Origin of the sequence: Campylobacter ornithocola, from assembly GCF_013201605.1 — a bacterium.
In the GTDB taxonomy this organism is placed as follows: Bacteria; Campylobacterota; Campylobacteria; order Campylobacterales; family Campylobacteraceae; genus Campylobacter_D; species Campylobacter_D ornithocola.
In genome coordinates this window covers 477,282-499,998 of sequence record NZ_CP053848.1, presented here as the reverse complement: position 1 = coordinate 499,998, position 22,717 = coordinate 477,282, and the positions used below count along the sequence as shown (strand labels likewise).

Annotated in this window: 22 protein-coding genes; 5 read left to right on the top strand and 17 right to left on the bottom strand. The window is 28.8% G+C overall.

What is annotated here, in order from left to right; translation table 11 throughout:
• Positions 1 to 53 precede the first annotated feature (53 nt).
• From CORN_RS02640 to CORN_RS02620, 5 genes are all read right to left on the bottom strand, one after another.
• Complete coding sequence (locus tag CORN_RS02640) at positions 54 to 710, bottom strand: phosphoribosyltransferase family protein (protein ID WP_066006764.1); 657 nt, start codon at positions 708 to 710, stop codon at positions 54 to 56.
• A complete protein-coding gene (locus CORN_RS02635; protein ID WP_066006673.1) occupies positions 710 to 2,743 on the bottom strand; it encodes an LPS-assembly protein LptD in 2,034 nt (677 codons plus the stop codon). Before CORN_RS02635 ends, CORN_RS02640 begins: the two co-directional genes overlap by 1 nt.
• Positions 2,736 to 3,194 carry an RDD family protein gene (locus CORN_RS02630; protein WP_066006675.1) on the bottom strand — a complete coding sequence of 153 codons (459 nt, stop codon included), beginning with the start codon at positions 3,192 to 3,194 and terminating at the stop codon, positions 2,736 to 2,738. The genes CORN_RS02635 and CORN_RS02630 overlap by 8 nt, the downstream gene beginning before the upstream one ends.
• Positions 3,191 to 4,441, bottom strand: coding sequence for a phosphoribosylamine--glycine ligase (purD, locus tag CORN_RS02625; protein WP_066006677.1), 1,251 nt, complete (start codon positions 4,439 to 4,441; stop codon positions 3,191 to 3,193). The genes CORN_RS02630 and purD overlap by 4 nt, the downstream gene beginning before the upstream one ends.
• A 260-nt stretch (positions 4,442 to 4,701) precedes the next feature.
• Complete coding sequence (locus CORN_RS02620) at positions 4,702 to 6,141, bottom strand: hypothetical protein (protein ID WP_066006679.1); 1,440 nt, start codon at positions 6,139 to 6,141, stop codon at positions 4,702 to 4,704.
• A gap of 110 nt (positions 6,142 to 6,251) precedes the next feature.
• Here CORN_RS02620 and CORN_RS02615 point away from each other — a divergent pair, with 110 nt between their 5' ends.
• Positions 6,252 to 6,803: a class I SAM-dependent methyltransferase gene (locus CORN_RS02615; RefSeq protein WP_066006680.1), complete on the top strand. Its 552-nt coding sequence runs from the start codon at positions 6,252 to 6,254 to the stop codon at positions 6,801 to 6,803.
• On the opposite strand, the gene guaA is transcribed toward CORN_RS02615, so the two are convergent.
• Complete coding sequence (guaA, locus tag CORN_RS02610) at positions 6,804 to 8,339, bottom strand: glutamine-hydrolyzing GMP synthase (protein WP_066006681.1); 1,536 nt, start codon at positions 8,337 to 8,339, stop codon at positions 6,804 to 6,806.
• Between the two features lie 9 nt (positions 8,340 to 8,348).
• Entirely contained in the window at positions 8,349 to 9,707 is a 1,359-nt protein-coding gene (nhaD, locus tag CORN_RS02605; protein ID WP_094750265.1) for a sodium:proton antiporter NhaD, read from the bottom strand.
• A 134-nt stretch (positions 9,708 to 9,841) separates the two neighbouring features.
• Here nhaD and CORN_RS02600 point away from each other — a divergent pair, with 134 nt between their 5' ends.
• From CORN_RS02600 to CORN_RS02590, 3 genes are read left to right on the top strand one after another with little or no spacing between them, the layout of a single operon-like run.
• Positions 9,842 to 10,294, top strand: a complete 453-nt coding sequence (locus CORN_RS02600) for a hypothetical protein (RefSeq protein ID WP_066006685.1) — start codon at positions 9,842 to 9,844, stop codon at positions 10,292 to 10,294.
• Positions 10,287 to 12,080, top strand: coding sequence for an excinuclease ABC subunit UvrC (gene uvrC / locus CORN_RS02595; protein ID WP_066006687.1), 1,794 nt, complete (start codon positions 10,287 to 10,289; stop codon positions 12,078 to 12,080). Before CORN_RS02600 ends, uvrC begins: the two co-directional genes overlap by 8 nt.
• Positions 12,077 to 13,105, top strand: a complete 1,029-nt coding sequence (locus CORN_RS02590) for a hypothetical protein (protein ID WP_066006688.1) — start codon at positions 12,077 to 12,079, stop codon at positions 13,103 to 13,105. The genes uvrC and CORN_RS02590 overlap by 4 nt, the downstream gene beginning before the upstream one ends.
• On the opposite strand, the gene recR is transcribed toward CORN_RS02590, so the two are convergent.
• From recR to CORN_RS02575, 3 genes are read right to left on the bottom strand one after another with little or no spacing between them, the layout of a single operon-like run.
• Positions 13,092 to 13,664, bottom strand: a complete 573-nt coding sequence (recR, locus tag CORN_RS02585; protein WP_066006693.1) for a recombination mediator RecR — start codon at positions 13,662 to 13,664, stop codon at positions 13,092 to 13,094. The genes CORN_RS02590 and recR overlap by 14 nt on opposite strands.
• 1 nt (position 13,665) lies before the next feature.
• Entirely contained in the window at positions 13,666 to 14,898 is a 1,233-nt protein-coding gene (locus CORN_RS02580) for an ArsS family sensor histidine kinase (RefSeq protein WP_066006695.1), read from the bottom strand.
• Positions 14,895 to 15,566 (bottom strand): response regulator transcription factor, encoded by a 672-nt coding sequence (locus tag CORN_RS02575; protein ID WP_066006696.1) that lies wholly within the window; start codon positions 15,564 to 15,566, stop codon positions 14,895 to 14,897. The genes CORN_RS02580 and CORN_RS02575 overlap by 4 nt, the downstream gene beginning before the upstream one ends.
• Positions 15,567 to 15,678: 112 nt before the next feature.
• On the opposite strand from CORN_RS02575, the gene dnaJ reads away from it, so the two are divergent.
• Positions 15,679 to 16,800 carry a molecular chaperone DnaJ gene (gene dnaJ / locus CORN_RS02570; RefSeq protein ID WP_066006698.1) on the top strand — a complete coding sequence of 374 codons (1,122 nt, stop codon included), beginning with the start codon at positions 15,679 to 15,681 and terminating at the stop codon, positions 16,798 to 16,800.
• On the opposite strand, the gene CORN_RS02565 is transcribed toward dnaJ, so the two are convergent.
• The 7 genes from CORN_RS02565 to CORN_RS02535 are packed head-to-tail and all read right to left on the bottom strand — an operon-like array spanning position 16,797 to position 22,710.
• The gene (locus CORN_RS02565; RefSeq protein WP_066006700.1) at positions 16,797 to 17,579 is read right to left on the bottom strand and encodes a shikimate dehydrogenase; all 783 of its coding nucleotides are present in this window, start codon (positions 17,577 to 17,579) and stop codon (positions 16,797 to 16,799) included. The two genes, dnaJ and CORN_RS02565, sit on opposite strands and share 4 nt — an antisense overlap.
• Entirely contained in the window at positions 17,576 to 18,379 is an 804-nt protein-coding gene (locus CORN_RS02560) for an SPOR domain-containing protein (protein WP_066006702.1), read from the bottom strand. The genes CORN_RS02565 and CORN_RS02560 overlap by 4 nt, the downstream gene beginning before the upstream one ends.
• An 18-nt stretch (positions 18,380 to 18,397) precedes the next feature.
• A complete protein-coding gene (locus tag CORN_RS02555; protein ID WP_066006704.1) occupies positions 18,398 to 18,943 on the bottom strand; it encodes a DUF1882 domain-containing protein in 546 nt (181 codons plus the stop codon).
• A complete protein-coding gene (locus CORN_RS02550; RefSeq protein WP_066006706.1) occupies positions 18,940 to 20,181 on the bottom strand; it encodes a serine hydroxymethyltransferase in 1,242 nt (413 codons plus the stop codon). The genes CORN_RS02555 and CORN_RS02550 overlap by 4 nt, the downstream gene beginning before the upstream one ends.
• Positions 20,182 to 21,684: a lysine--tRNA ligase gene (gene lysS / locus CORN_RS02545; RefSeq protein WP_066006708.1), complete on the bottom strand. Its 1,503-nt coding sequence runs from the start codon at positions 21,682 to 21,684 to the stop codon at positions 20,182 to 20,184. It lies immediately after the preceding gene.
• An 11-nt stretch (positions 21,685 to 21,695) separates the two neighbouring features.
• The gene (locus CORN_RS02540) at positions 21,696 to 22,151 is read right to left on the bottom strand and encodes a Fur family transcriptional regulator (protein WP_043019516.1); all 456 of its coding nucleotides are present in this window, start codon (positions 22,149 to 22,151) and stop codon (positions 21,696 to 21,698) included.
• Positions 22,141 to 22,710: a CvpA family protein gene (locus tag CORN_RS02535; RefSeq protein WP_066006710.1), complete on the bottom strand. Its 570-nt coding sequence runs from the start codon at positions 22,708 to 22,710 to the stop codon at positions 22,141 to 22,143. The genes CORN_RS02540 and CORN_RS02535 overlap by 11 nt, the downstream gene beginning before the upstream one ends.
• Between the last annotated feature and the right edge of the window lie 7 nt (positions 22,711 to 22,717).

Below are 22,717 nucleotides of genomic sequence, written 5' to 3'. Positions count from 1 at the left end.
TATTTTGTCTACTATAAATTTATATCTAAGCAACTTATTGCTTAGATATAAATTTATTTTTTTAAAGGAAGATAATATTTACTTTCTTCCAAAACATCTAAAATTTCATGAGCTTGCAAAGTAGTTTTATTTTTAAAATAAAATTCAATGTCTATAAAATGATCAATCTTTTGCACACAATAAACCTCATCCACAAAAATACTAATATAATCATACACATCACTTGGTATTAAAGCAGTAGCATAGATAATACTATTTACTTCTTCTTTTAATAGGCTTTTAATACACGAAGAAGCAGTGATCCCACTTTCACAACCCTCGTGCAACATTAAAATATTTTTTCCTTTTAATCCTTTTAAAAGATTTCCCTTTCTATAACGATATACATTTTTTAAAATTTTTTCTTCATAGGTTCTATTTGCTTCACCATAAATATAATCTAAACTTATATCAAAAGCTTTAACCAAAGCTTCATTATAAACGAGTTCTTTTGTCTCACTAATCATAGCTATTTGACACTCATCATTATTAGGAGCTTTAATTTGTTCTGTAAATAAAAAATCATACGGAATTTCTAATTTTTGTGCTAGCGCATCAACAAAAACTATAGACTTTAAAGAAGGTGTAATAATAATATAATCTTTTAATTTATTCAATGGCAATATATCATACAATCTTCCAAGAGCATCTTTTTCATCTTCAAAAAGCATCATATGGACCTTTCATTTTCTTCTAAAGAAAAATCATAAGAAACTCCACCCAAAGGATAAAAATTAAACATAAAATATACTCCACTTTGATCTTTTGCGCTAATACCACCACTAGTAAGTTTAGGTGAAATATCTTTGCGATACATCAAAGAATAATTCCAACATTTTCTTTGGTAAGTATATCCTATCTCCCATTTTTCTGGATTTTTATTTAAGTCAAACCATAAGCCACCAAATATTTGATAATTAGTATTTATATTATACTGAGCTTTAGTTCCTAAAAAATTATATTTCTCATTTTCATAAATTCTATAAGCATGATTTAAGCTAACTTTCCATTCACCATAATCAAACAAGGCTTCACTAAACACTTTATCAAACCGCTCATCTACACCTGAATACTCTGCTTCATTTCTTAAACTTATATAGTCATTATAAAAATATTCTATAACATTGTCAAAACCACCAAATTTTTCTTGCTTAGTAAAATATTTAGTTTTTAAGCTATGGTATAACTTTTTTTTGCCTAAAGTATTATAAAAATACTGATACATTGAAAAATTAAACTGCTCAGGATCATCTTTTAATTCTATAAAATCCTCAGTAATCTCACCCGACTTAGCCCCGGGTATAAAATAATTAGCTCCTAAATATAGAGTATGATAAAAATTTTCATATGGCTTTGAAAGATCTGTATACAAAGAAAAAGTATGAGAATTTTGAAACAAATGCTCGTGGTTTTTAGAATCTGTGTTTGAATAATCTACAAAATTTGCATATATTCTCTCTGTAAAAGTAAAATTTAAAAAATCATCCAAAAAACTCGTGTGATAAATCAAAGGCAAATCAAAGTCTAAGGTTTTAGCATAAATACCTGTATGTCTATAATATCTATGAAAAGAAGTATCTAGACTATATTGTATATAATTATCAAAAAAACCATTTAAATATCTATGATATTGAAAGGATGGGTATTCTTGTAGAGTATCTTTATTACTAATTTTGGAAGTGTCGATATAATATTTTGCATAAGCTCCATAGTAATTATCATCATCTGATAAAAAATAATTTATTTTTGAAGTAACTAAAGAAGCTTCCGTTTTAGCATTAGAACTTAAATTTATATAATCTACATCATTCAAATAAGTAGCATCAATCCACAAACCCTCTTGAAATTCTTCGTTTAAAAGACTTTTAAACAAAGCTTCACTTGAATATTTAACTTCCAAACCATAATGTTCTTTATTTTTTAAATTTTCCTCTCTTTTATAGCTTGATTTTTCTCCAAAGATACCACCGCTAATCTCCCCTTGAGAATAAGGACTGTCAATAAACCTTAAAGTTGAATATAACCCATAACCTCTTTTAGTTCTAATTTGAGGCTCAAATTGTATATCTGCATTATCGCCAATAACATAATAAATTGGTTGATTATAATATAAACCCTCGCTTTGTTTAAAAACTACTTGGGGGATTAATAAACCACTTTTTCTTTTAGTATCTACACTAAAGCCAAAATAAGGCAAATACATCACAGGAGTGTTTTTTACATATAATCTTGCATTATAAAGATGCAAAAAATTATTTTCTTTGTTTAACTTACCCTCATCAAAGCGAATTTCCCAATCAGGATTTTCCACATTACAACTAGATACAACAGATTTTTCCGTTACAACAAATTTATCATCAAAATTAGCTTGATGGCATTGCAACCAAACTTCTAAATCATTATTTGAGAAAAATAAATTTTTAAAAGCAGTAGTATTATCTTTAAGATTAATTTTAGTATAGGTAGAATTAGTTCTTTCTTTTTGACCTCTTAAAATATTGACATCCCCAAAGAGCTCTAAGTCTTTTGTTGATTCATCAAATTTAGCTTCATTGGCAGTAATCAAATATAAATCAGACACTACAACTACATTGTTTTTGGCTTCTATAATATCATTTTTTTTTACAACATCTAAAGCATAAATATCCACCTTAGAAGCATATAAGCTTCCTACACAAGTTAAAGAAAATAATAATTTACGCAAGGTCTATCACCACTGTTTTAGCTACATAATCATGCCAAGTTTTCAAAACAATATTACTCAATGCCCAAGCAAATCCTAAACCATACAGCATATCACTAACTTGCCTTACACTTGCTCTTAAAACGCTTTGGATTAAATTTGGCTTATCTAATAATTCTTGATCAATCACCATAATCTTCAAAAGCATTTTTCCCAAAGTTGCACCATATAAATAAGTAAACAAACTATGGTATACAAACTGCAAAATCAAAATTCCACCAGCAAAACGCATTAAAATATTATGAATTTCATCATAAGTTTGCATGGAATTAATTTTATCAAATAAAATAACACTTACAATAGCCAAAATTACAAAACTATCAACAATATAAGCTAAAAATCTTTTTTTAAAACTTGCTATTTTTAACTCTTCTTTTTCTAGTTTATCAAATAATTCTTGATTGGTGTTCATTTAAGGACCTGAAAGGCAATATCTTTTCTGTATTGTTTTCCTTTAAAATGGACATTTTCACAAAGCAAATAAGCGTTTTTTTGGGCTTCCTCAATGCTTTTACCGGTTCCCACACAAACCAATACGCGACCACCACTAGCATATAACTTATCATCTTCCAAACTTACACCAGCATAAGAAATATGAGAATTTTGCGGAATATTATCTATATCAATTAAAGCTTTTGGTGAGTCTTTATAAGGATAGTTTTTACTTGCACATACCACACCCACAGCAAATTCTTTTTTAATTTTTATATGAGTATCTGCAAGATTTTTATTTACACATGCTAAAAATAAATCCAAAGGATTTTCTATTAAAGGCATTAATACCTCACATTCAGGATCGCCAAAACGCACATTGTATTCTAAAACATAAGGCTTGTTATTTACAACCATTAAACCTATAAACAATACACCAACAAATTCAGCTCCCTCTTCTTTCATACCTTTAAGAGTTGGTGCTACAATATCTTTTTTAACTTGTTCTAGCAAATTCTTACTTGCTAAAGTACTTGGAGCATAGGCTCCCATACCACCAGTATTCGGACCTTTATCGTTATCTAACAATCTTTTGTGATCTTGTGCAGCAGGTAATAATATAAAATCATTTCCATCACAAACTGCAAACACACTTAATTCAAAACCATCAAGATATTCTTCAATAACAACAATTTTTCCAGCTTCGCCAAAACTTTCACCGCTAAGCATATTTTTAGTAGCCTCTAGAGCTTCTTCATAGCTTTGCGCAATAATCACCCCTTTACCAGCACATAAACCATCTGCTTTTACAACAATAGGAGGTGTTAAGGATGTAATAAATTTCTTGGCTTTTTCATAATCTGTTGTATTTAAAAATTTAGCTGTTCTAATTTTATATTTCTTTAAAAAACTCTTCATATAAGATTTCGAAGCTTCGAGCATAGCAGCAGCTTTAGTAGGACCAAAAATAGCAATATTATTTTCTTTAAAAAGATCTACTATGCCCTCTGCTAAAAAATTTTCACTTCCAACTATACAAAGATCAATCTCAGATGCCTTTGCATAAGCTACAATAACTTTAGGATCTTTCATATTAAGATTTGTTCCCATTCTAGCAGTTGCACCATTTCCTGGGGCAAAATAAAATTCTAAATTATTATTTGTTTTTTGAAGAGCCAAAGCGATAGAATACTCTCTTGCACCGCTTCCTAATATTAAAATTTTCATTATTTTCCTTAAAAGTGTTGCAAAAACCCAAATGGCCGGAGTATAAGTGTCTGACCCTAAAAAGTCAAAGTATGCCATTAGGTGATTTTTAAAGGCTGCAGCTTCTCGCTTTCTTCAAAGCTCAAGCGAAGTCACAGAACACGGTAAATCACACATCACAGCTATAATTAATGTGTTGGATCCTCTTTAATACCATATCGAACCATTTAGGCAGTATAATTATAACCAAGAAAACTTAAAAATAGGGTTTAAAAGGATTTTTATAAAATTTTAAATTTAGTTTTAGAATCTTTTTTCAAAAAATATTTTCCTTCCAAAATAACATCAGCAACAGGTGCCCATATAGTTTTTTCATCTACATAAACTATATCAAACTCAGTGTTTTTCATCAAACCTTGATAATTTACCTTTTTAGGTGCATGTTTAACTACATAATAAGGATTCATTGCAAAAATTTGAATTTTCATACTAACATACAAATCAGGATTAGAAGTAACTACCAAAAAATTTTTTTCACATTCTTTTCGAACTTTCTTCACATAAGAAAATAATAGTTGATCGTTTGGGTTTAATGCATGTTTATTTAATCTATTTAAATAAAGTTCAGCAAAAGAAAGAGTACAAAAAGAAATTTCACTTGCTGTTTTAAAATACGAATTTTTTATACTTGTTGATTTTAAAGATTTTTTCCAAATTTCTATATCTAGTTTTGTTGCACAAATATTTAAACCTTGCTTAATTTTTTCAAAAAGCTTTTCCCTAGCCATATTAAAACTATTATTAAAAATAGAAAGATTTTTTTCATAAAATAATTTTTTCATAGCTTCTAATCTTTCAACACTTTTAGTAAAATAATCTACTTCATTTTTTATTTCTATTAATTTTTGTTTTTTGTTTTGTATTAACTCTTCAATTTCTTGGCGTTTTTTACCACTTTCAGTTTCTAATCTCGCCTGTTTTGATTTAATATCTGTTATTAAAGTACTCATTTGTCGATCAAGTGCTAGTTTTCTGTTTTTTCTATTATCAATAGAAGCTACAAGTGCTTGATAGTGACACTGATGGGATAAAAACACCTCATCGTACAAACGCTCCATATTAATATGTTTTTGCTTATCTTTCATATCTTTATAAGCCATTTCAAGATGTACTATAATATTTTTCATTGCAGAAAAATCAGCTTGATTAATAGTATTATCCGAAAACAATAAAGTATCTAAAGCCTTATATAAAAAACGCTTCATAGCAAAAAAATCTATAGTATAAGGTACTTCATCTATATTAATATCTTTTACTGCGTTAATTGATAAAGTTTCATTATAAAAATATCTTTGAATGGCTTGTGGAATAGTTAAATTTAGTGCAATTTTATCAAGACTATCATAGTCAGTTTCCCTATAAAGCTCTTGAACATAAGCATCACGTCTTGTTAACCTTAGATCTTCTAACTCATCATCACTATCTGTTTTCCAAAAGTCTCTTTCCTTGATAAAATCATTTTCTCCAAATTCTTGAAATTTTGAAGGGCGTAAATCTGTAATATGCTTACCATCAGATCTAAATTCAACAAACATACCAACTGTTGGCATACTTCTTTTATCATGCCAAGCATGCTTATTAAATTCGAAAAAAGTTTTTGCAAGATTGATTACTGTTCCTCTTCCAGTAGCATCCACATAAACCATTATTTTTCCATGCATATCCAAATCCTTGATTTAAAGAAAAATTAATTACTTATTTTAACTTTGTTTTCATAAATTTACAATAATATTTTAGAATTTCTCAAAATAAACATCTTTAGGTATTTTTTATGTTTTTATATCAATATTTTAAAAACCCAAAACAAACAGGAGCATTTTGCTCAAGCTCAAAAAAATTAAGTAAACTTATAACATCTCATGTTCAACATGCAAAAAACATCATCGAAATAGGTCCTGGCACTGGAAGTTTTACAAAATATATCCTTAAACAAAAAAACCATAATGCAAGCTTTTTTGCAGTTGAAATCAACCCACACATGGCAAAAAAGTTAAAACAAAATATAAAAAATATAGACATAGAAGTTAATTCGGCAGAATTTTTACCTAATATGCTAGAAAAAAGAGCAATTAATAGTGTAGATTTAATTATCTCAGGAATTCCTTGGGCTTTATTAAATTCTAAAGAGCAAGATTTGTTATTAAAGTCTATTTATGACGCCTTAGAAAAAAATGGTTGTTTTGCAACATTTGCATATATACTTCCCACATCAAAAGGAAAATCTTTTAAGAAAAAACTTTTTGCCACTTTTAGCAAGGTAGAAATTTCACCTATCGTTTGGCAAAATCTTCCCCCTGCTTTTGTTTATTTTTGCACTAAATAATCACTCCCATTCAATAGTTGCTGGTGGCTTGCTAGAAATATCATATACCACACGGTTAATACCTTCAACCTCATTAATAATACGGCGTGAAATATTTTCTAACAACTCATAAGGTAAATGAGAAAAAGTGGCTGTCATACCATCACTTGCATTGACTACACGTACACAAACTGCATTGTCATAGGTTCTATTATCTCCCATTACACCAACGCTTTGCACGTTTAAAAGCACACAAAAAGCCTGCCATGTCTTATCATACCAACCGCTACTTTTTAACTCTTCAATTAAAATTACATCTGCTTTCCTCAAAAGATCTAAACTAGGTTCATTTACTTCACCCATAATACGTATAGCAAGTCCTGGTCCTGGAAAAGGATGGCGATAAACCACATCTTTATTTAAGCCAAGCTCTATCCCTAAAGCTCTTACCTCATCTTTAAAAATTTCTTTTAAAGGTTCAATAAGTTTTAAATTCATCTTTTCAGGCAAACCACCTACATTATGATGAGATTTTATAGTTTTACTAGCTCCTACAACTGAGCTTTCAATAATATCAGTATATAAAGTTCCTTGTGCTAGATATTTTACATCCTTATGCTTTTTAGCTTCCTCTTCAAAAACTTCTATAAAGGTATTTCCTATAATTTTTCGCTTTTGCTCAGGATCTTTAACACCTGCTAGACGACTCAAAAAAATATCTCTAGCATCAATACTAATCAAATCAATACCCAAGGTATGTCTAAACATATACTCAACTTGTTCTTTTTCGCCACTTCTTAAAAGACCATTATCTACAAAAACTACTACTACCTGATCTTTTATTGCACTCGCTAATAATGCAGCCACTACACTGCTATCAACCCCGCCACTAACAGCACACAAGACCTTATCACCACCAACTTCTTCTTTGATTTTTTGTGCTTGAGTTTTTGCAAAAGAACCCATGTTCCACACACTATCACAATTGCATGCATATTTGGCGAAATTCTTCAAAATACTTTTTCCAAATTCGCTATGTTGTACTTCAGGGTGAAATTGCAAGGCAAAGAATTTACGCTTTTCATCTCCAAATACACAAAAAGGACTATTTTCACTAGTTGCCAAAACTTCAAAACCTTGCGGTAAATTCTCCACTTTATCAGAATGGCTCATCCATACTGTTTGCTTCTTAGGCAAATTTTTGAACAAGTCGCTATCATTTTGAATATCTATTGTTGCTTTACCATATTCTTTATGACCCGCTGGAGCAACACTTGCACCAAAATGATGTGCCATAAGTTGCATACCATAGCATATTCCTAAAACAGGTATATTTAAACCAAAAATACCTTTATCGCAAAAATAAGCATCATTTGCATATACACTAGCTGGTCCACCGCTTAAAATTATACCCTTAGGTTCTTTAGATTTAACCTCATCTAAGCTTACATTAAAAGGTAGAATTTCTGCATACACACCTTGCTCTCTTAATCTTCTAGCAATAAGTTGTGTATATTGTGAACCAAAATCCAAAACTAAAATATCTGCTTTTTTCATCTAACTCCTTTATAAATTTAACAATTGAAATTGTACATACCAAACTATAATAGATATTATATAACCAACTAAAACTGTCCATGCGTATTTTAAATGAGCATTGAAAGTATAAATTCCCTTCATTTTTCCCATCACCCCTACTCCAGCAGCTGAACCAAAACTAATCAAAGAGCCTCCAATTCCAGCTGTAAGAGTTACCAAAAGCCATTGGGTATCATCCATACTTGGATTTGCTTTTAATACCGCACTCATAACTGGAACATTATCAACAATAGCAGATAAAAATCCTACACCTATATTAATACTAGTAGCTCCAAATTTTGTATAAAGATTAGATGCATAAGCAAGCCAACCAATAAAATGCAGAGCACCTACAGCAGATAAAATACCAAAGAAAAATAATAAAGTATCCATCTCTATACGCGTCATATAATGAAAAATATTCAAGTCTTTTTTTCCTTGTTTTCTGTTAAATATATATATATATAAACTAAGCAAAGAGAGACCAAAAATCATACCCCACATTGCAGGTAAATCACAAATACTATGTATAAACACCGCTAGAGCAATAGTCAAAAAACCTAATACAATAAATACTTTACCACCTGGTTTAATCTCAATCTTTTCTAAGTTATCTTCATGAAAATTTGGCTGAATATTAGGTACATAACGCGACAACAAATAAGCAGTAAGCAACCAACCGATAAAAGAAGCAGGAAAAAGAGCAAAAAATTCAAAAAAAGTTGCTTTTTTTGCAGTCCAAACCATCAAAGTAGTGATATCACCAAAAGGAGACCAAGCTCCACCCGCATTAGCTGCAACGACAATATTTATAGCACCAGGAATTAAAAATTCTTTATTATGCTTATCTATAGTTAAAAGCACAGTAGATAAAATCAAAGCTGTTGTAAGGTTGTCCGCAATTGGAGAAATAAAAAAGGCTAAAATTCCTGTTAGCCAAAATAATTTTCTATAAGTATAACCTTTACTCACAAGTTTATATTTTAAAGTTTCAAAAACTGATCTTTCTATTAAAGCTTCTATAAAGGTCATAGCAGCTATTAAAAAAAAGACAATTTGTGCAATTTCTAAAATAAGATGATTAACACTTTCTTCGAGTATTTGAGTATCCAAATCATTCATTACCATATATATACCAATGACAATAAAAGAAAAGGTCCCTATGAATAAAGCGGGTTTTGTTTTGTTTATATGATATTTTTCCTCTGCTGCTATAAAATAATAACCTAATATAAAAATTATTAAAACACTTATACCTAAAGTACTAAAAGCTAAATTTAACTCATGAGTTTGATTAGCGAATAAAAAACCGGCACCAAAACAAAGTAAAAAAAGCACTCTACTCATATTTCGCTCTCCAAAGATTGGAATTTTTTAATTTCTTTTACACTACCATTATTATCTTTTATTTCATAAAAAGGAGTACCTTTATAACCACATGCGTTTAGAAATATTAATAAAAAAAATGTTAGAATAATTAAATGAAAATTAAAACGAGTTATTATATCATCAACGAACTTGCTGATTTTAAACATTACAAACCTTTAAAAATATTTTTTCATTATAAAGAGTTTTTAAAACTATTTAACCACAATCATCAACAAATGATCACCAAACTCTTTATTAAAAATAACACCTTAATCATTTTAGTTAAGCATCATATTGCATATATGGAACTTAATCACGATAATACCAAAAAAATGATTAAAAGTCTCATAAAAAACTATACTTTAGCTAACCCAATGAGTAATTTTGCAAAAGTAGAAAATATAAAAATACTCAGTGATAAAAACTTTATAATGAAAAATAGCATCTTTACCGTACATAAAAAAAATTATCTAGAACTTTCTAATGGAGATTTTAAGAATCACTTTAAAAACCCTATTTTGTATAATAAATTTGAAGAATTACGAAAGCTTATAAAACATGCTTGAAAATGAACTTAAAACTTTGCCTAACTTACCAGGTGTGTATCAGTATTTTGATGTTCAAGGTAAACTTTTATATGTAGGTAAAGCTAAAAATTTAAAAAATCGTGTTAGAAGTTATTTTAATTTTACTCCAAAGCTTAGCCCTAATCCTAACAATAGTTTAAGAATTCAAAAAATGATTAACCAAACATATCATTTAGAATTTATTACCACAAAAAGCGAAGCTGATGCTTTAATCTTAGAAAATTCATTCATAAAACAATTACACCCAAAATATAATATATTACTAAGAGATGATAAGACCTATCCTTATATTTATATAGATTTAAATGATGATTTTCCAAGATTTGAAATTACAAGAAAAATCATTAAAAAAAATAAAATAAAATATTTTGGACCTTTTTTTAAAGGTGCAAAAGAGCTTTTAAATGCCCTATATTTATCTTTTGAGTTAAGACAAAAAAAATCTTGCAAAGAGCTTTGTCTTTTTTATCAAATCAAGCGTTGTAAAGGACCGTGTGAGCAAAAAATTTCCAAACAAGAGTATGAAAAAATTATCCAAAAAGCTACACAAGCTCTTTTAAACCCCTTATCTTTGACTAAAAAATTAGAAAACAAAATGTTTGAGCATGCAAAAAACGAAAACTATGAAGAAGCAGCTCTCATAAGAGATCAAATCAAAACAATAGAGGATGTAAGCATAAAAATACAAATAGATCTTGCAAAATTAGAAGATTTTGATGTTTTTTCTATACACCATGAAGCAAATATACTCTCTATGGTGCGCTTTGTTATCAAAAATGGCAAAATAATTAGTTCAAACTATAAAATACTAGCACTAAATGATCAAAATGATTTTGATTTAAATGCAATATATAAACAATATATATTAGAAAATTACATCCAAGATACCCCAGTAAATTCAACCCACATCTATGTACATGATGATTTTGAAGATATGAAACTTTTGCAAGATTTACTTAGCGAGAGATTTTCAAAAAAATTCCATCTTAAATCTCCAAAACTTGGAGAAAAAAAAGCTTTATGTGAACTTGCTCTAGAAAATGCAAAAATAAACATACAAAAACATGTAAAAAGTGAAGATTATTTATTCTTAAAAGAATTAAAAGATTTTTTCAAGCTACAAAACCATCCCAACCACATAGAAATTTTTGATAATTCTCATATGCAAGGTGAGGCAAATGTGGGTGCTTTGGTAAGTTATAAAGATGGAAAATTTGATAAAAGTTCCTATAGACACTATCATTTATCTTATAAAAATGATTACGATCAAATGCTTCAAACGCTTAGCAAAAGGGCTTTGTCTTTTGCCAAAAACCCTCCTCCTGATTTGTGGTTAATTGATGGTGGAAATGCTTTATTGAAGTTAGCAAGTGATATTATCAAAAGCTCAGGAGCAAATGTAGATATTTTAGCAATTTCTAAAGAAAAAATAGATGCAAAAGCTCACAGAGCCAAAGGGAATACAAAAGATAAAATATATACTCAAGAAGGTAAAATTCAGCTTTCCGCTGATGATAAAAAGCTACAATTTTTACAAAAATTGCGTGATGAGGCTCATCGCTTCGCAATTAGTTTTCATCAAAAAACAAAAAGAAAACAAAACTTACAAAGCTCTAAACTAATACAACTTGGAATTTCTCAAGGATATATTAAAAAATTTTTAGATTATTATGGTAGCTTCGATAAGATTAATAAGGCAAGTTTTGATGAACTAAAATCACTTTCTAATACAAAAATAGCCAAATTAATTAAGGATAATCTATGATACTATTTATTAGTTTTTTGACCTTAATCCTATGTTTTTTAAATTATTATTTTTTGTATTCCATTGAACAAAAATTATTCTTCATTTATACTTTTGTAAGTATTTTGATTTTTATCATTGCTTGTATTTATATAATCATAAAAAATCAAAAAATCAAAAAAAATAAAAATTTAACTCAGGAGATTGAAAAGTATTTTTCTTTACCACAATCAAACTCTTTAGAAGAATTAAAAGAAAATTTAAAACTATCACTTGATTTAACTAGCAAGCAAATGCAAGATCAAAAAATACAAAATCAACTCGTACAAAAAAGCTTTCAATATCTTCTCCAAGGTTTAAATTATTTACAAGTAGATAATTTTTCTTCACTAAAACCAGTTTTAAAAAAATACCATTATAATAAAATTCTCACAAATAATTATTTCAAAAATATACATGTAGGTATTATAAATAACAATACCATTGAAAATTTTCTCTTACAATGTATTTTATTTAATATGGGTATTAGTAGTGAGATTCTTAATGATTATCAAAAAGAAAAAAAAGATTTTACTTTTATTATTTCAAAAGAAGAAGTTAAAGATGTTTTAAACTTTACTTTTACTGAGATCTGTATTGAAGATATTGTCAATTTTCTAGACAACAACTTTGCACAAGAAACCTACAAAAAAAGATTTTCTTATAATGTTTTAATTTTTAAATCCTCTTGTTTTGAAAATGATCTTATTTTAAACATAACCAATCAATTTTGCCCAAATAATCAAGCTGTAGATAACTTAAGTGATTTTAAAAAAGCTTTAAAATTAAATTTTAAACTGATTTTAGTTGATTATGAAGTTATAAAATTTGATCTATTATATATTAGCCAAATACTACATGAATATAAAATAAAAAATTTACAAAGTATTATTTTACTTTTTTCTCAAGATAAAGTTAAAAATTGCGATTTTGCTAATATGATTTTAAACGATATCAACAAAAATGAATGGCTTTCACTACTAAGAAAATATATTAATCAAGCTTAGTCCTATGATTTATGGCTTTGTGTAAAGAAATAAAATCTACATTCTCTAAACTGACACCACTTGGGATACCTTGAGCTATTTGTGAAAAACTCAAATTTAAATCTTTTAATTTTTCTTCTACAAAAAAAACAATGGCATCAGAATTTAGGCCTTGTGTGAAAGCAAAAAATATTTCTGTAGTATTGTTATGTTCAATCATATCTCTTAATTTTACAATATTTTCCTCACTAGTATCATCAAGTACAAAATAAAGCCCATCATAACTTCCACTATTCTCCAAAACTAAAACATCTTTAGAATCTTGCACTATACAAATAATATTATGATTTCTTTCCGCATTAGAACATACTTCACATAATTCATTTTCACTCAAAGATCCACACTGCTTACATCTTTTTATCATCCTAATTGATTCTTCAATATGATAAGCAAGTTTTGAACCGAGCAAGGGATCCTTTATGCTTATATGATAAGCAAGTCTTAAGGCAGATTTTTTACCAATAGTGGGTAAAGCTGAAAAAGTAGATACCAATTCATTAAATTTCTCTAAGTCTTTCAAGTTATTTTAACCTTGAAAAAACAATTTTAAAAGTATGATAACCATCTTCATAACTATAAGTTAAGTTATAACCATGAAGATTACAAATATTATTAATAATATAAAGTCCTAACCCCATTCCTTCAACTTGTGTATTATGCTCCCTAACAAAAGGTTTTAAATAATAATCAAAAGTTTTTTTAAGCTGAATTCCTTTGTTTCTAACAATTATATAATCTCCAGAACATATAATCTCACAAGCCTTATCAATAGAGTATTTAATAGCATTATCGATTAAATTCTTAAGCATCAAAGAAAAAAGTTCTAAATCAGCAACTATCATGGCATCTTCTTTATAAAAAATCTTCACTTTTTGATAAAAATCATCCCTCATTAAATAGTCTTCAGCTTGTTCTAAAATCAAACTTAAATGATAAGTTTGCAAATTAAGCTGACAATTTCTCGACAAAACTTTTTCAATTTTTCCAAACTCATCAATTAACAATTCAAGTCTTTCAAAAATTGCCACCAAACGATCTTTTTGTTTTTGATTATCTAGCATTTCGCAAACTATCCTACCTTTACCAATAGGTGTTTTAAGTTCATGCATAATCATCCTTAAAAAAAACTGTCTTGATTTTACTAATTCTTGTATTTTGTTAATAGCATGATCAAACTCAAAAGAAATTTCTGAAATTTCATCATTAATCTGAGAATATTCAGATAATGGTTCTATTTTGCCTACACTAATATTTTTAATTTTCTTTTTTAAAATTTTCAAGGGCATTAAAGATCTTAAAACCGAAAAATATAAAAATATAATTAAAACTAAACTAAAAAAGAAACTTAGTAAAAATAAATATTCAAGACGTGCAGATGCATTTAATTCGTAAAGATATTTTGTATTAACTTGTTCTACATAGAAAAAAATTTGATTATGGTAGATAATAGAAGAAAAACTCCCATATAAGGAATCAACCCTAAGTACTTTTTCACCTTTTGCAACAATATGCTTTATATTACGTTCATTTTCAACCAATTTGAAAGATTTAGAAAGAAGATAATCATGTATTGAAAAATCTTCTTTTCTCTCTAAATTATATATTATTTTTTCTACAATTTCTTTTTGTCTGCTTTGCTCATTAGCTAAATAAGAATCAATCTGAACCTTACCCAAAAGCACAAACAAAGCACAGACAAATAAAAAAGCTGCTGCAAAAAGGACTGTGATCTTAAGATTGATAGTTACTTTCATCCTATTAACTTATATCCTATTCCCCTAACTGAAAAAATATGTTTTGGCGCCTTTGAACTATCGCCTATTTTAGTTCTAAGTCTACCAATAATTACATCTAAACTTTTAGAATCCTTGTCTTTTAAACTTTTACAATGATATACGAGTTGTTCTCTACTAACTGAAAAACCATGCTGTCTTATCATGTAACTTAAAATCTCATATTCAGCAGGAGTTAAAATCAAAACTTCTTCATTATAGCTAATTTCATGTCTTTTTTCATCAATTTTAAATGCTGAGTTAATTATTTTTTCAGGAGTTTCATTTACACGTTTTGAACGACGAATTAAACTCATAATTCTTGCATGCATCTCTTTTGGATCATATGGTTTTGGTAAATAATCATCTGCACCTATTTGAAGTCCTACAATTTTATCACTTAAATCACTTCTAGCTGATGAAATAATAATAGGAATGCTATATTTTTCCCTTATCTCACGACAAACTTCAAGACCATCAAGTCCAGGTAAAGTTAAATCAAGGATTAAACAATCATAATTTTTTATACCGGCACTCATCCCTAGATATGGATCTTCATAATTAGTAACTTTTATATTAAATTGGGCTAAATATTCTGCTAAAAATTCCGCAAAATCTGGATCATCTTCAATCATTAAAACATTAATCATCTCTACCCCTTTAGTAAAATATGCTACGAACTTAACATTATAACACATAATTTAACTATTTATTTATTTTTTTGCTAAAATTACAATATTAATTTTTCAAGAGAGGAAAAAAGTGGAGTTAAATTATTATGAAATACTAGAAATTTCTCAAACATCAGATAAAGAAACCATAAAAAAAGCCTATAGAAAGATGGCGTTAAAATATCATCCTGATAGAAATCAAGGAGATAAAGAAGCTGAAGAAAAATTTAAACTTGTAAATGAAGCTTATGAAGTACTTAGCAATGATGAAAAAAGAAATATATACGATAGATATGGAAAAGAAGGATTAAAAGGACATGCAGGTGGATTTAATGGATTTGGAGATGTTGATTTAGGAGATATATTTTCGAGTTTTTTTGGCGATGGGTTTGGATTTGGAGGTTCAACGCGTAAAAAAGAAAAAGAAAGTAAATATTCTCATGATTTAAAAATAGCAACAAAAATTAGCTTCAAAGAAGCTGTATTTGGTTGTAAGAAAAAAGTTGATTTCACTTATAAGACCTTTTGCAAATCTTGCAAAGGAAGTGGCTCAGAAAACGGAAAACTAGATACTTGTTCTCATTGTAATGGAAAAGGACAAGTTGGTGTTAGACAAGGCTTTATGACTTTTGTTCAAACTTGTGATCATTGCAAAGGTAGTGGTCAAATCATAAAAGATAAGTGTAAAATATGCCATGGAAATGGCTATGAAGAAGTTGAAGATTATATAGAGCTTGATATACCAGAAGGTATAGATAGTGGTATGAATCTTAGAGTGCAAAATAAAGCCAATGAGCTTCCAAATTCTTCTCAAAGAGGTGATTTATATATAAAAATCATTGTAGAAGATGACGATAAATTCATTAGACATGATGATGATATTTATACTATAGTACCTGTATTTTTTACTCAAGCTGCTCTTGGAAAAACTATTAAAATTTCTACTATAAGAGGAGAAGCTGATCTTAAACTTCCAATAGGTGCAAAAGACAAACAAAAATTTGAACTCGCCAACGAAGGCGTAAAAAATATTCATAATGGAAAACTAGGTTCGCATATTGTACAAATTGAAATAAAATTCCCAAAAACTCTCACCGAAGAACAAAAAAGTCTATTATTGCAACTTGAAAAAAGCTTCGGTTTAGTAGACGAAGAAGCTTTTATAGAGCAAGAAAGCTTATTTGATAAAATCAAATCTTGGTTTAGCCATTAAGGGAGTTTTAAAGCCATTTCCATGGCTTTAAAAATTTCCTTTGGTTTTTGACACTCTAGAAAAATTTCAAAAGCAAAAACCCCTTGCCATAAAAGCATTTGCACACCATCTTTCACCTCTAAATTATTTTTTCTTGCTAATTTTAAAAAAGATGTATTCTTGCCATAAATAACATCAAAGGCAAATTTTGCTTTCTGAAAAATATTTTTTAAAATATTTTCTTCACAAGGTAATTTTTCATCATATAAACCGGCACTAGTTGTATTAACAATCAAATCAAATTTTTCATTCAAATCAAGTTGCTCATATAAAAAACATGAATAGTTAGTTAAATTTTCAAATCTAAAACTAGAGCGATTTGCTATCGTAACCTTAATATTTTTTGTTTTTAGAGCGTACGCTAAAGCTTTAGCTGTACCTCCAGCACCCAAAACTAAAGCATTTTCAATAGGATAAAAATTTTCGATTGCCTTCAAAAATCCTAAATAGTCTGTATTATAAGCATAAATTTTACTATTTATATTTAGTAAAGTATTAGCAGAACCTATATGTGTAACACTTTCATCTTTAAAATCTGCAATATCACAAGCTTCTTCTTTAAAAGGTATGGTAATATTAGCACCATCAATTTTGCGAATAATTTCTCTTAATCTTGTTTTATCTTTTAGGTGATATCTTGTATACACTGCATCTTTTTTAAGAACTTGCAAGGCATTATTATGCATTCTTGGAGATTTAGAATGCATAATAGGATCGCCTATAACTGCAAAAATTTTCATTTTACTCTAAAAGTAAAAGCACCCTTTGCAACTTTAGAGCGTACTTTTTCTAATTCAGCTTTTAATTCACTTTCCTTATAAGGTCCAACTAAAACTTTTGTAAGTTCTTTACCATTAACGGTTGTTTTATAAATTTTATAATCATATCCATTTTCTTTAAGTATACTCAATTCTTTGGATTTTGGATCTAAACTATTCAAAGAAAAAACTTGAATATAAGCACCTATTGGAAGTTGTGTTTGTACACTTGGAGTTCTTATACTTTCAAACAATTCATTTGTGTTGCTTTGCTCCGAAATTTTTGGTTTTTCAACCATCTCCTTTGGTTTTTCAGATGGCTTTTGAACTGGTTTTTCTACAGGCTTTTCAATAGGTTTAACTTCATTTTGTTTTTCTTCTATTTTAGCAATCTCTTCCTTTGGTTCTATTGTTGTAATTTGATCTAATACACTATTACTTGAGATTTCTTGTTTTTCTTCTATAGTAGTATTTGTATCAATTAATGAACTTTCTTCTTTTAATTTTCTAGCCAAAGCTTCAAATTCATCTTCTTCTTTAGTGCTATCTGTAATAGGCAAAGAATTGAAGTTGTTTTCATAAGAAACTTGCTCTTGTGGTTCCGATGGTGTTTGTAATGTTTTTTCTTCACCTGGATCGTTAATTAGTTTCATTACTATCATTACCACCAAAAACACAATGATTAAAATAATCGATCTAAGTAAAATTTTTTTAAGTTTTTCACTTTTATTACTCTTTTGTAAAATAATGTCATCAAATTCATTTTTATTATTTTCTTCCATTTTTCATCCTTTCAAAAATTACATATGTTTAGACCAAGAAGCTCCGCGCTCTTTTTGGTAAACTTCATAAGGTAAAGTTAAAATATTAAATTCTCTAGGTATATCCATACTAGGAAAAACTTTCCACTCTACAGGCATTTTTTGGGAAAAAAGCAGGGATAGTTTTGAACCCAAAGAACAAGCTTCATTAAAAGTTGTGTGACCTTTATGGATATATAGATGTAAATGATTATTAGTTCTTGTCTTGTAAGCAGTAAAGTTAATAAATCCTTCCTCTCTTAAAACAAGCTGCGCTCTATGCCAAAAACGCTCTGCATTAAAACCATTATAATCAAATACTATATTTTCAACCTTATCAAAACTATTAATCAAAGAATGTGCTACAATTATCTTTTTTTCCATGTGTTCTTGTATAACACTAGCAGTTAATGGCGCATTGACTTTTTCAAATTTATCAAAGAAAATTCTTCCCTTGTATTCGTACTTATTAACGATAGTATCACGCTTAATATAATAATGGCTTGTAACCATTTTAATTAAAGCTAAATCCATTGTTGTAATCAAAATAAAGCCCTTTCATAAATAATAAAATTACTTGCTAAATCCTTTAGTTTAACCTTAATTTCTTCTTGTAGTTTAGTATTTTGTATGTCATCTAAAATATCAGCTATGTAGTTTGCAACAATAGCTATTTGCTCTTCTTTAAATCCCCTTGCAGTTAAAGCTGCTGTTCCAAGTCTTAAACCACTTGTTACAAAAGGACTTCTAGTTTCTCCTGGCACAGTATTTTTATTTGCTGTAATTCCAGCTCTTTCTAATGCTAAATCTGCATCTTTACCGCTAAATTCTTTATTTAAAAAACTCAATAAAATTAAGTGGTTATCAGTACCACCGCTTACTAAGTCATATTTTCTATCTATTAAAACTTGAGCTAGTGTTGCTGTATTTTTAATGATTTGCTTAGCATAAATTTTCCACTCATCACTTAAATTATATTTGAATCCAACAGCCTTGGCAGCAATCACGTGCATTAATGGACCACCTTGAATACCTGGAAAAATTGCAGAATTTATCTTTTTCGCAATTTCTTCATCATTACACATGATAATCCCACCTCTTGGACCTCTTAAGGTTTTATGTGTAGTTGAACTTACAACATGTGCGTAAGGAAAAGGACTAGGATGTTCGCCTGCTACAACCAAACCTGCAATATGTGCAATATCAGCAAATAAGTACGCACCAACCTCATCTGCTATTTCTCTAAATTTAGCAAAATCAATCACCCTAGGATAAGCACTAGCACCACAAACAATAAGTTTTGGCTTAACTTCTTTTGCTATCTTTCTAACTTTATCATAATTAATTCTTCCATCAAGCTCAACTCCATAAAAAAAGCTTTCATAGACCTTGCCAGAAGAACTCACTTTAGAACCATGAGTTAAGTGTCCTCCATGGCTTAAATCCATACCTAAAATTTTATCACTAGGGTTTAGCAATGCCATATACACACCCTGGTTTGCTTGCGAACCTGAATTAGGTTGCACATTAGCAAAATTACAATTAAAAAGTTTTTTACATCTTTCTATGGCAATTGTTTCAATTTCATCTACAAATTCACATCCACCATAATATCTTTTACCAGGATAACCTTCTGCATATTTGTTTGTTAAAATACTTCCCATTACTTCCATAACTTCTGGTATGGTAAAATTTTCACTTGCTATCATTTCAAGACCATCACATTGTCTTGCTAACTCTTTTTGGGTTAAATCAAAAATTTCTTTATCAAAATTTTCCAACATTTACTCTCCTTTTATCTCGTTTTTAAGCGGTCTCATAGCTGGGAAAAGTACTACATCGCGAATTGACTTTTTATTAATTAAAAGCATAACTAGTCTATCTATTCCTATACCTTGACCTGCAGTTGGTGCCATAGCATAACCTAATGCATTAACAAAATCCTCATCCATCTCACATGCTTCTTCATCACCTGCATTTTTGGCTTCAATTTGTTTTAAAAATCTCTCATATTGGTCAAGTGGATCATTTAGCTCATTAAATCCATTTGCAATTTCTCTACCTGCAATAAACAGTTCAAATCTCTCAGCAATATCTTTATCTTTATCACTTCTTCTAGATAAAGGGCTTATAGAAATAGGAAAATCTATCACAAAAGTAGGATTAATCAATTTATCTTCAACATAATTATCGAAAAGCTCAGCTTGCAAATGACCTAATTCTAATTTTTCATTGGCTTCAAAACCATCTTTTTTTAGCTTTGCTAAAATCAACTCTTTGTTATTAATAAGCTCATCGCCCAAACCACCATATTTTTTTAATGCATCTTTATAAGTAATTCTTTCAAATGGCTTAGAAAAATCAATTATTTTTTCATCAAATTCAAGTTTTTTATCTAAATTTAACTTATCCAAAAGCATAGCAAAAAGTTCTTCTGTTAAATCCATGAGATCATGGTAATTATGATAAGCCCAATAAAATTCAATTGTAGTAAATTCAGGATTATGCGTTAAATCCATTCCTTCATTTCTAAAACATCTATTAATCTCATAGACTGCTTCAAAACCACCTACAATTAAACGCTTTAGATATAACTCTGGAGCAATTCTTAAAAACTTCTCTACACCCAAAGCATTATGGTAAGTCACAAAAGGCTTTGCATTTGCTCCTCCTGCAATAGGATGCATCATGGGAGTTTCAACCTCCAAAAACCCTTTATTATCAAAAAAAGATCTAATGTAAGAAACAATTTTAGAACGTAAAATAAAGTCTTTTCTTACTTCACTATTCATAATCATATCAAGATATCTTTTTCTATATCTTTGCTCAATATCAGTTAACCCGTGATATTTTTCCGGTAAAGGCACTATAGCTTTTGTGGCTATTTGAATTTGTTCTACATGGAGGCTAAATTCTCCTGTTTTAGTCATAAATGGAAAACCTTTAACTAAAACAATATCCCCTACTTCAAGATATTTCTTTAAAATAACAAAATATTCCTCTCCCAAAATATTTTGATTAAAATAAATTTGTAAATTATCTTGCTCATCTTCTATATTGGCAAATACTGATTTTCCAGCTATTCTAAGGAGTTTTAATCTTCCTGCTAACACTCCATGTACGTTTTCATCACGCTGATTTTCCATATCTTTAATATAGGCAAATTTATTTTTATATCCACTTATACTCATTTCTTTTTTTAAAAAATGCGGGTATGGGTTAATTCCTAATTCTTTTAATTCTTGTGCTTTTTGAATTTTTTGCTGCTCTAAAATATTATCAAACATTAAACATACCTTTATTTTTTACTACACTGAGGACACAAACCATAAAGCTGCATTAAATGTCCTGTTAATTTAAAATTATATTCTTTTGCTATTAACATTTGTTGTTGTTCAATGATAGAATTTTCAAATTCAACAATTTCCCCGCAACTTTTGCAAATTAAATGATCATGATGAGGCTTATTTGCAAGTTCAAATTTTTTTCCCGAAGCTCCAAAAGATATGGAAGTAGCCATACCTGATTCTTCTAGCAAATTTAAAGTTCTGTAAACTGTCGCAATACCAACATTTAACTCAGGGTTTTTTTGCTTAATTTCCACATATAAACTTTCTGGAGTATAATGCATATCACTATTATACAAAGTTTTCAAAAGCACTTCTCTTTGTTTGGTGTATTTTAAACCATTATCTTTAAGTGTTTTTTTAAAACGCTCGAGTAAAACATCATATTCTATATTTTCAATTTGCATTATCTACCTCCGAATTTAGACTTATATTAGAATCTTTAATTCGTTCTTCTATTTTTTCTAAACCATTTTGAGTAAAATCGGTATTCATTATATATTTGCCCGTTTTTCTGAGCAAATCCAACGTTTGACTATTTTTTGTATATTTTTCTAAACTCGAATTTAAAAATTCAATATTATTAATACAAGCTACTAAAATAGCAAAAATTAAAAATATTTTAGCACTACCAAATAAAAATCCACCTATACGATCTATAAAACCAAGACCACTCATGCTAAACATTTTTGATAATATATTCCCTAAGACCATACAAGCTACCCATATAATGATCAACAAAACTAAAAAACCTGCAAAAACTGCAAGACTTTCATTTTGAATTGCATAAAAATTATTATTGATAATTTCTGCAACCTCTTTAGCATATCTTGAAGCAAGCAAAACCCCGCCAACTATACCTAGTAAACCAAAAATTTCTTTAAATAAACCGCTTACTAAGCCTTTCAGACCCAAAATTACAGTTAAACCCAAAACAAAAACATCAAACCATGAAAAATTTTCCATTTATACT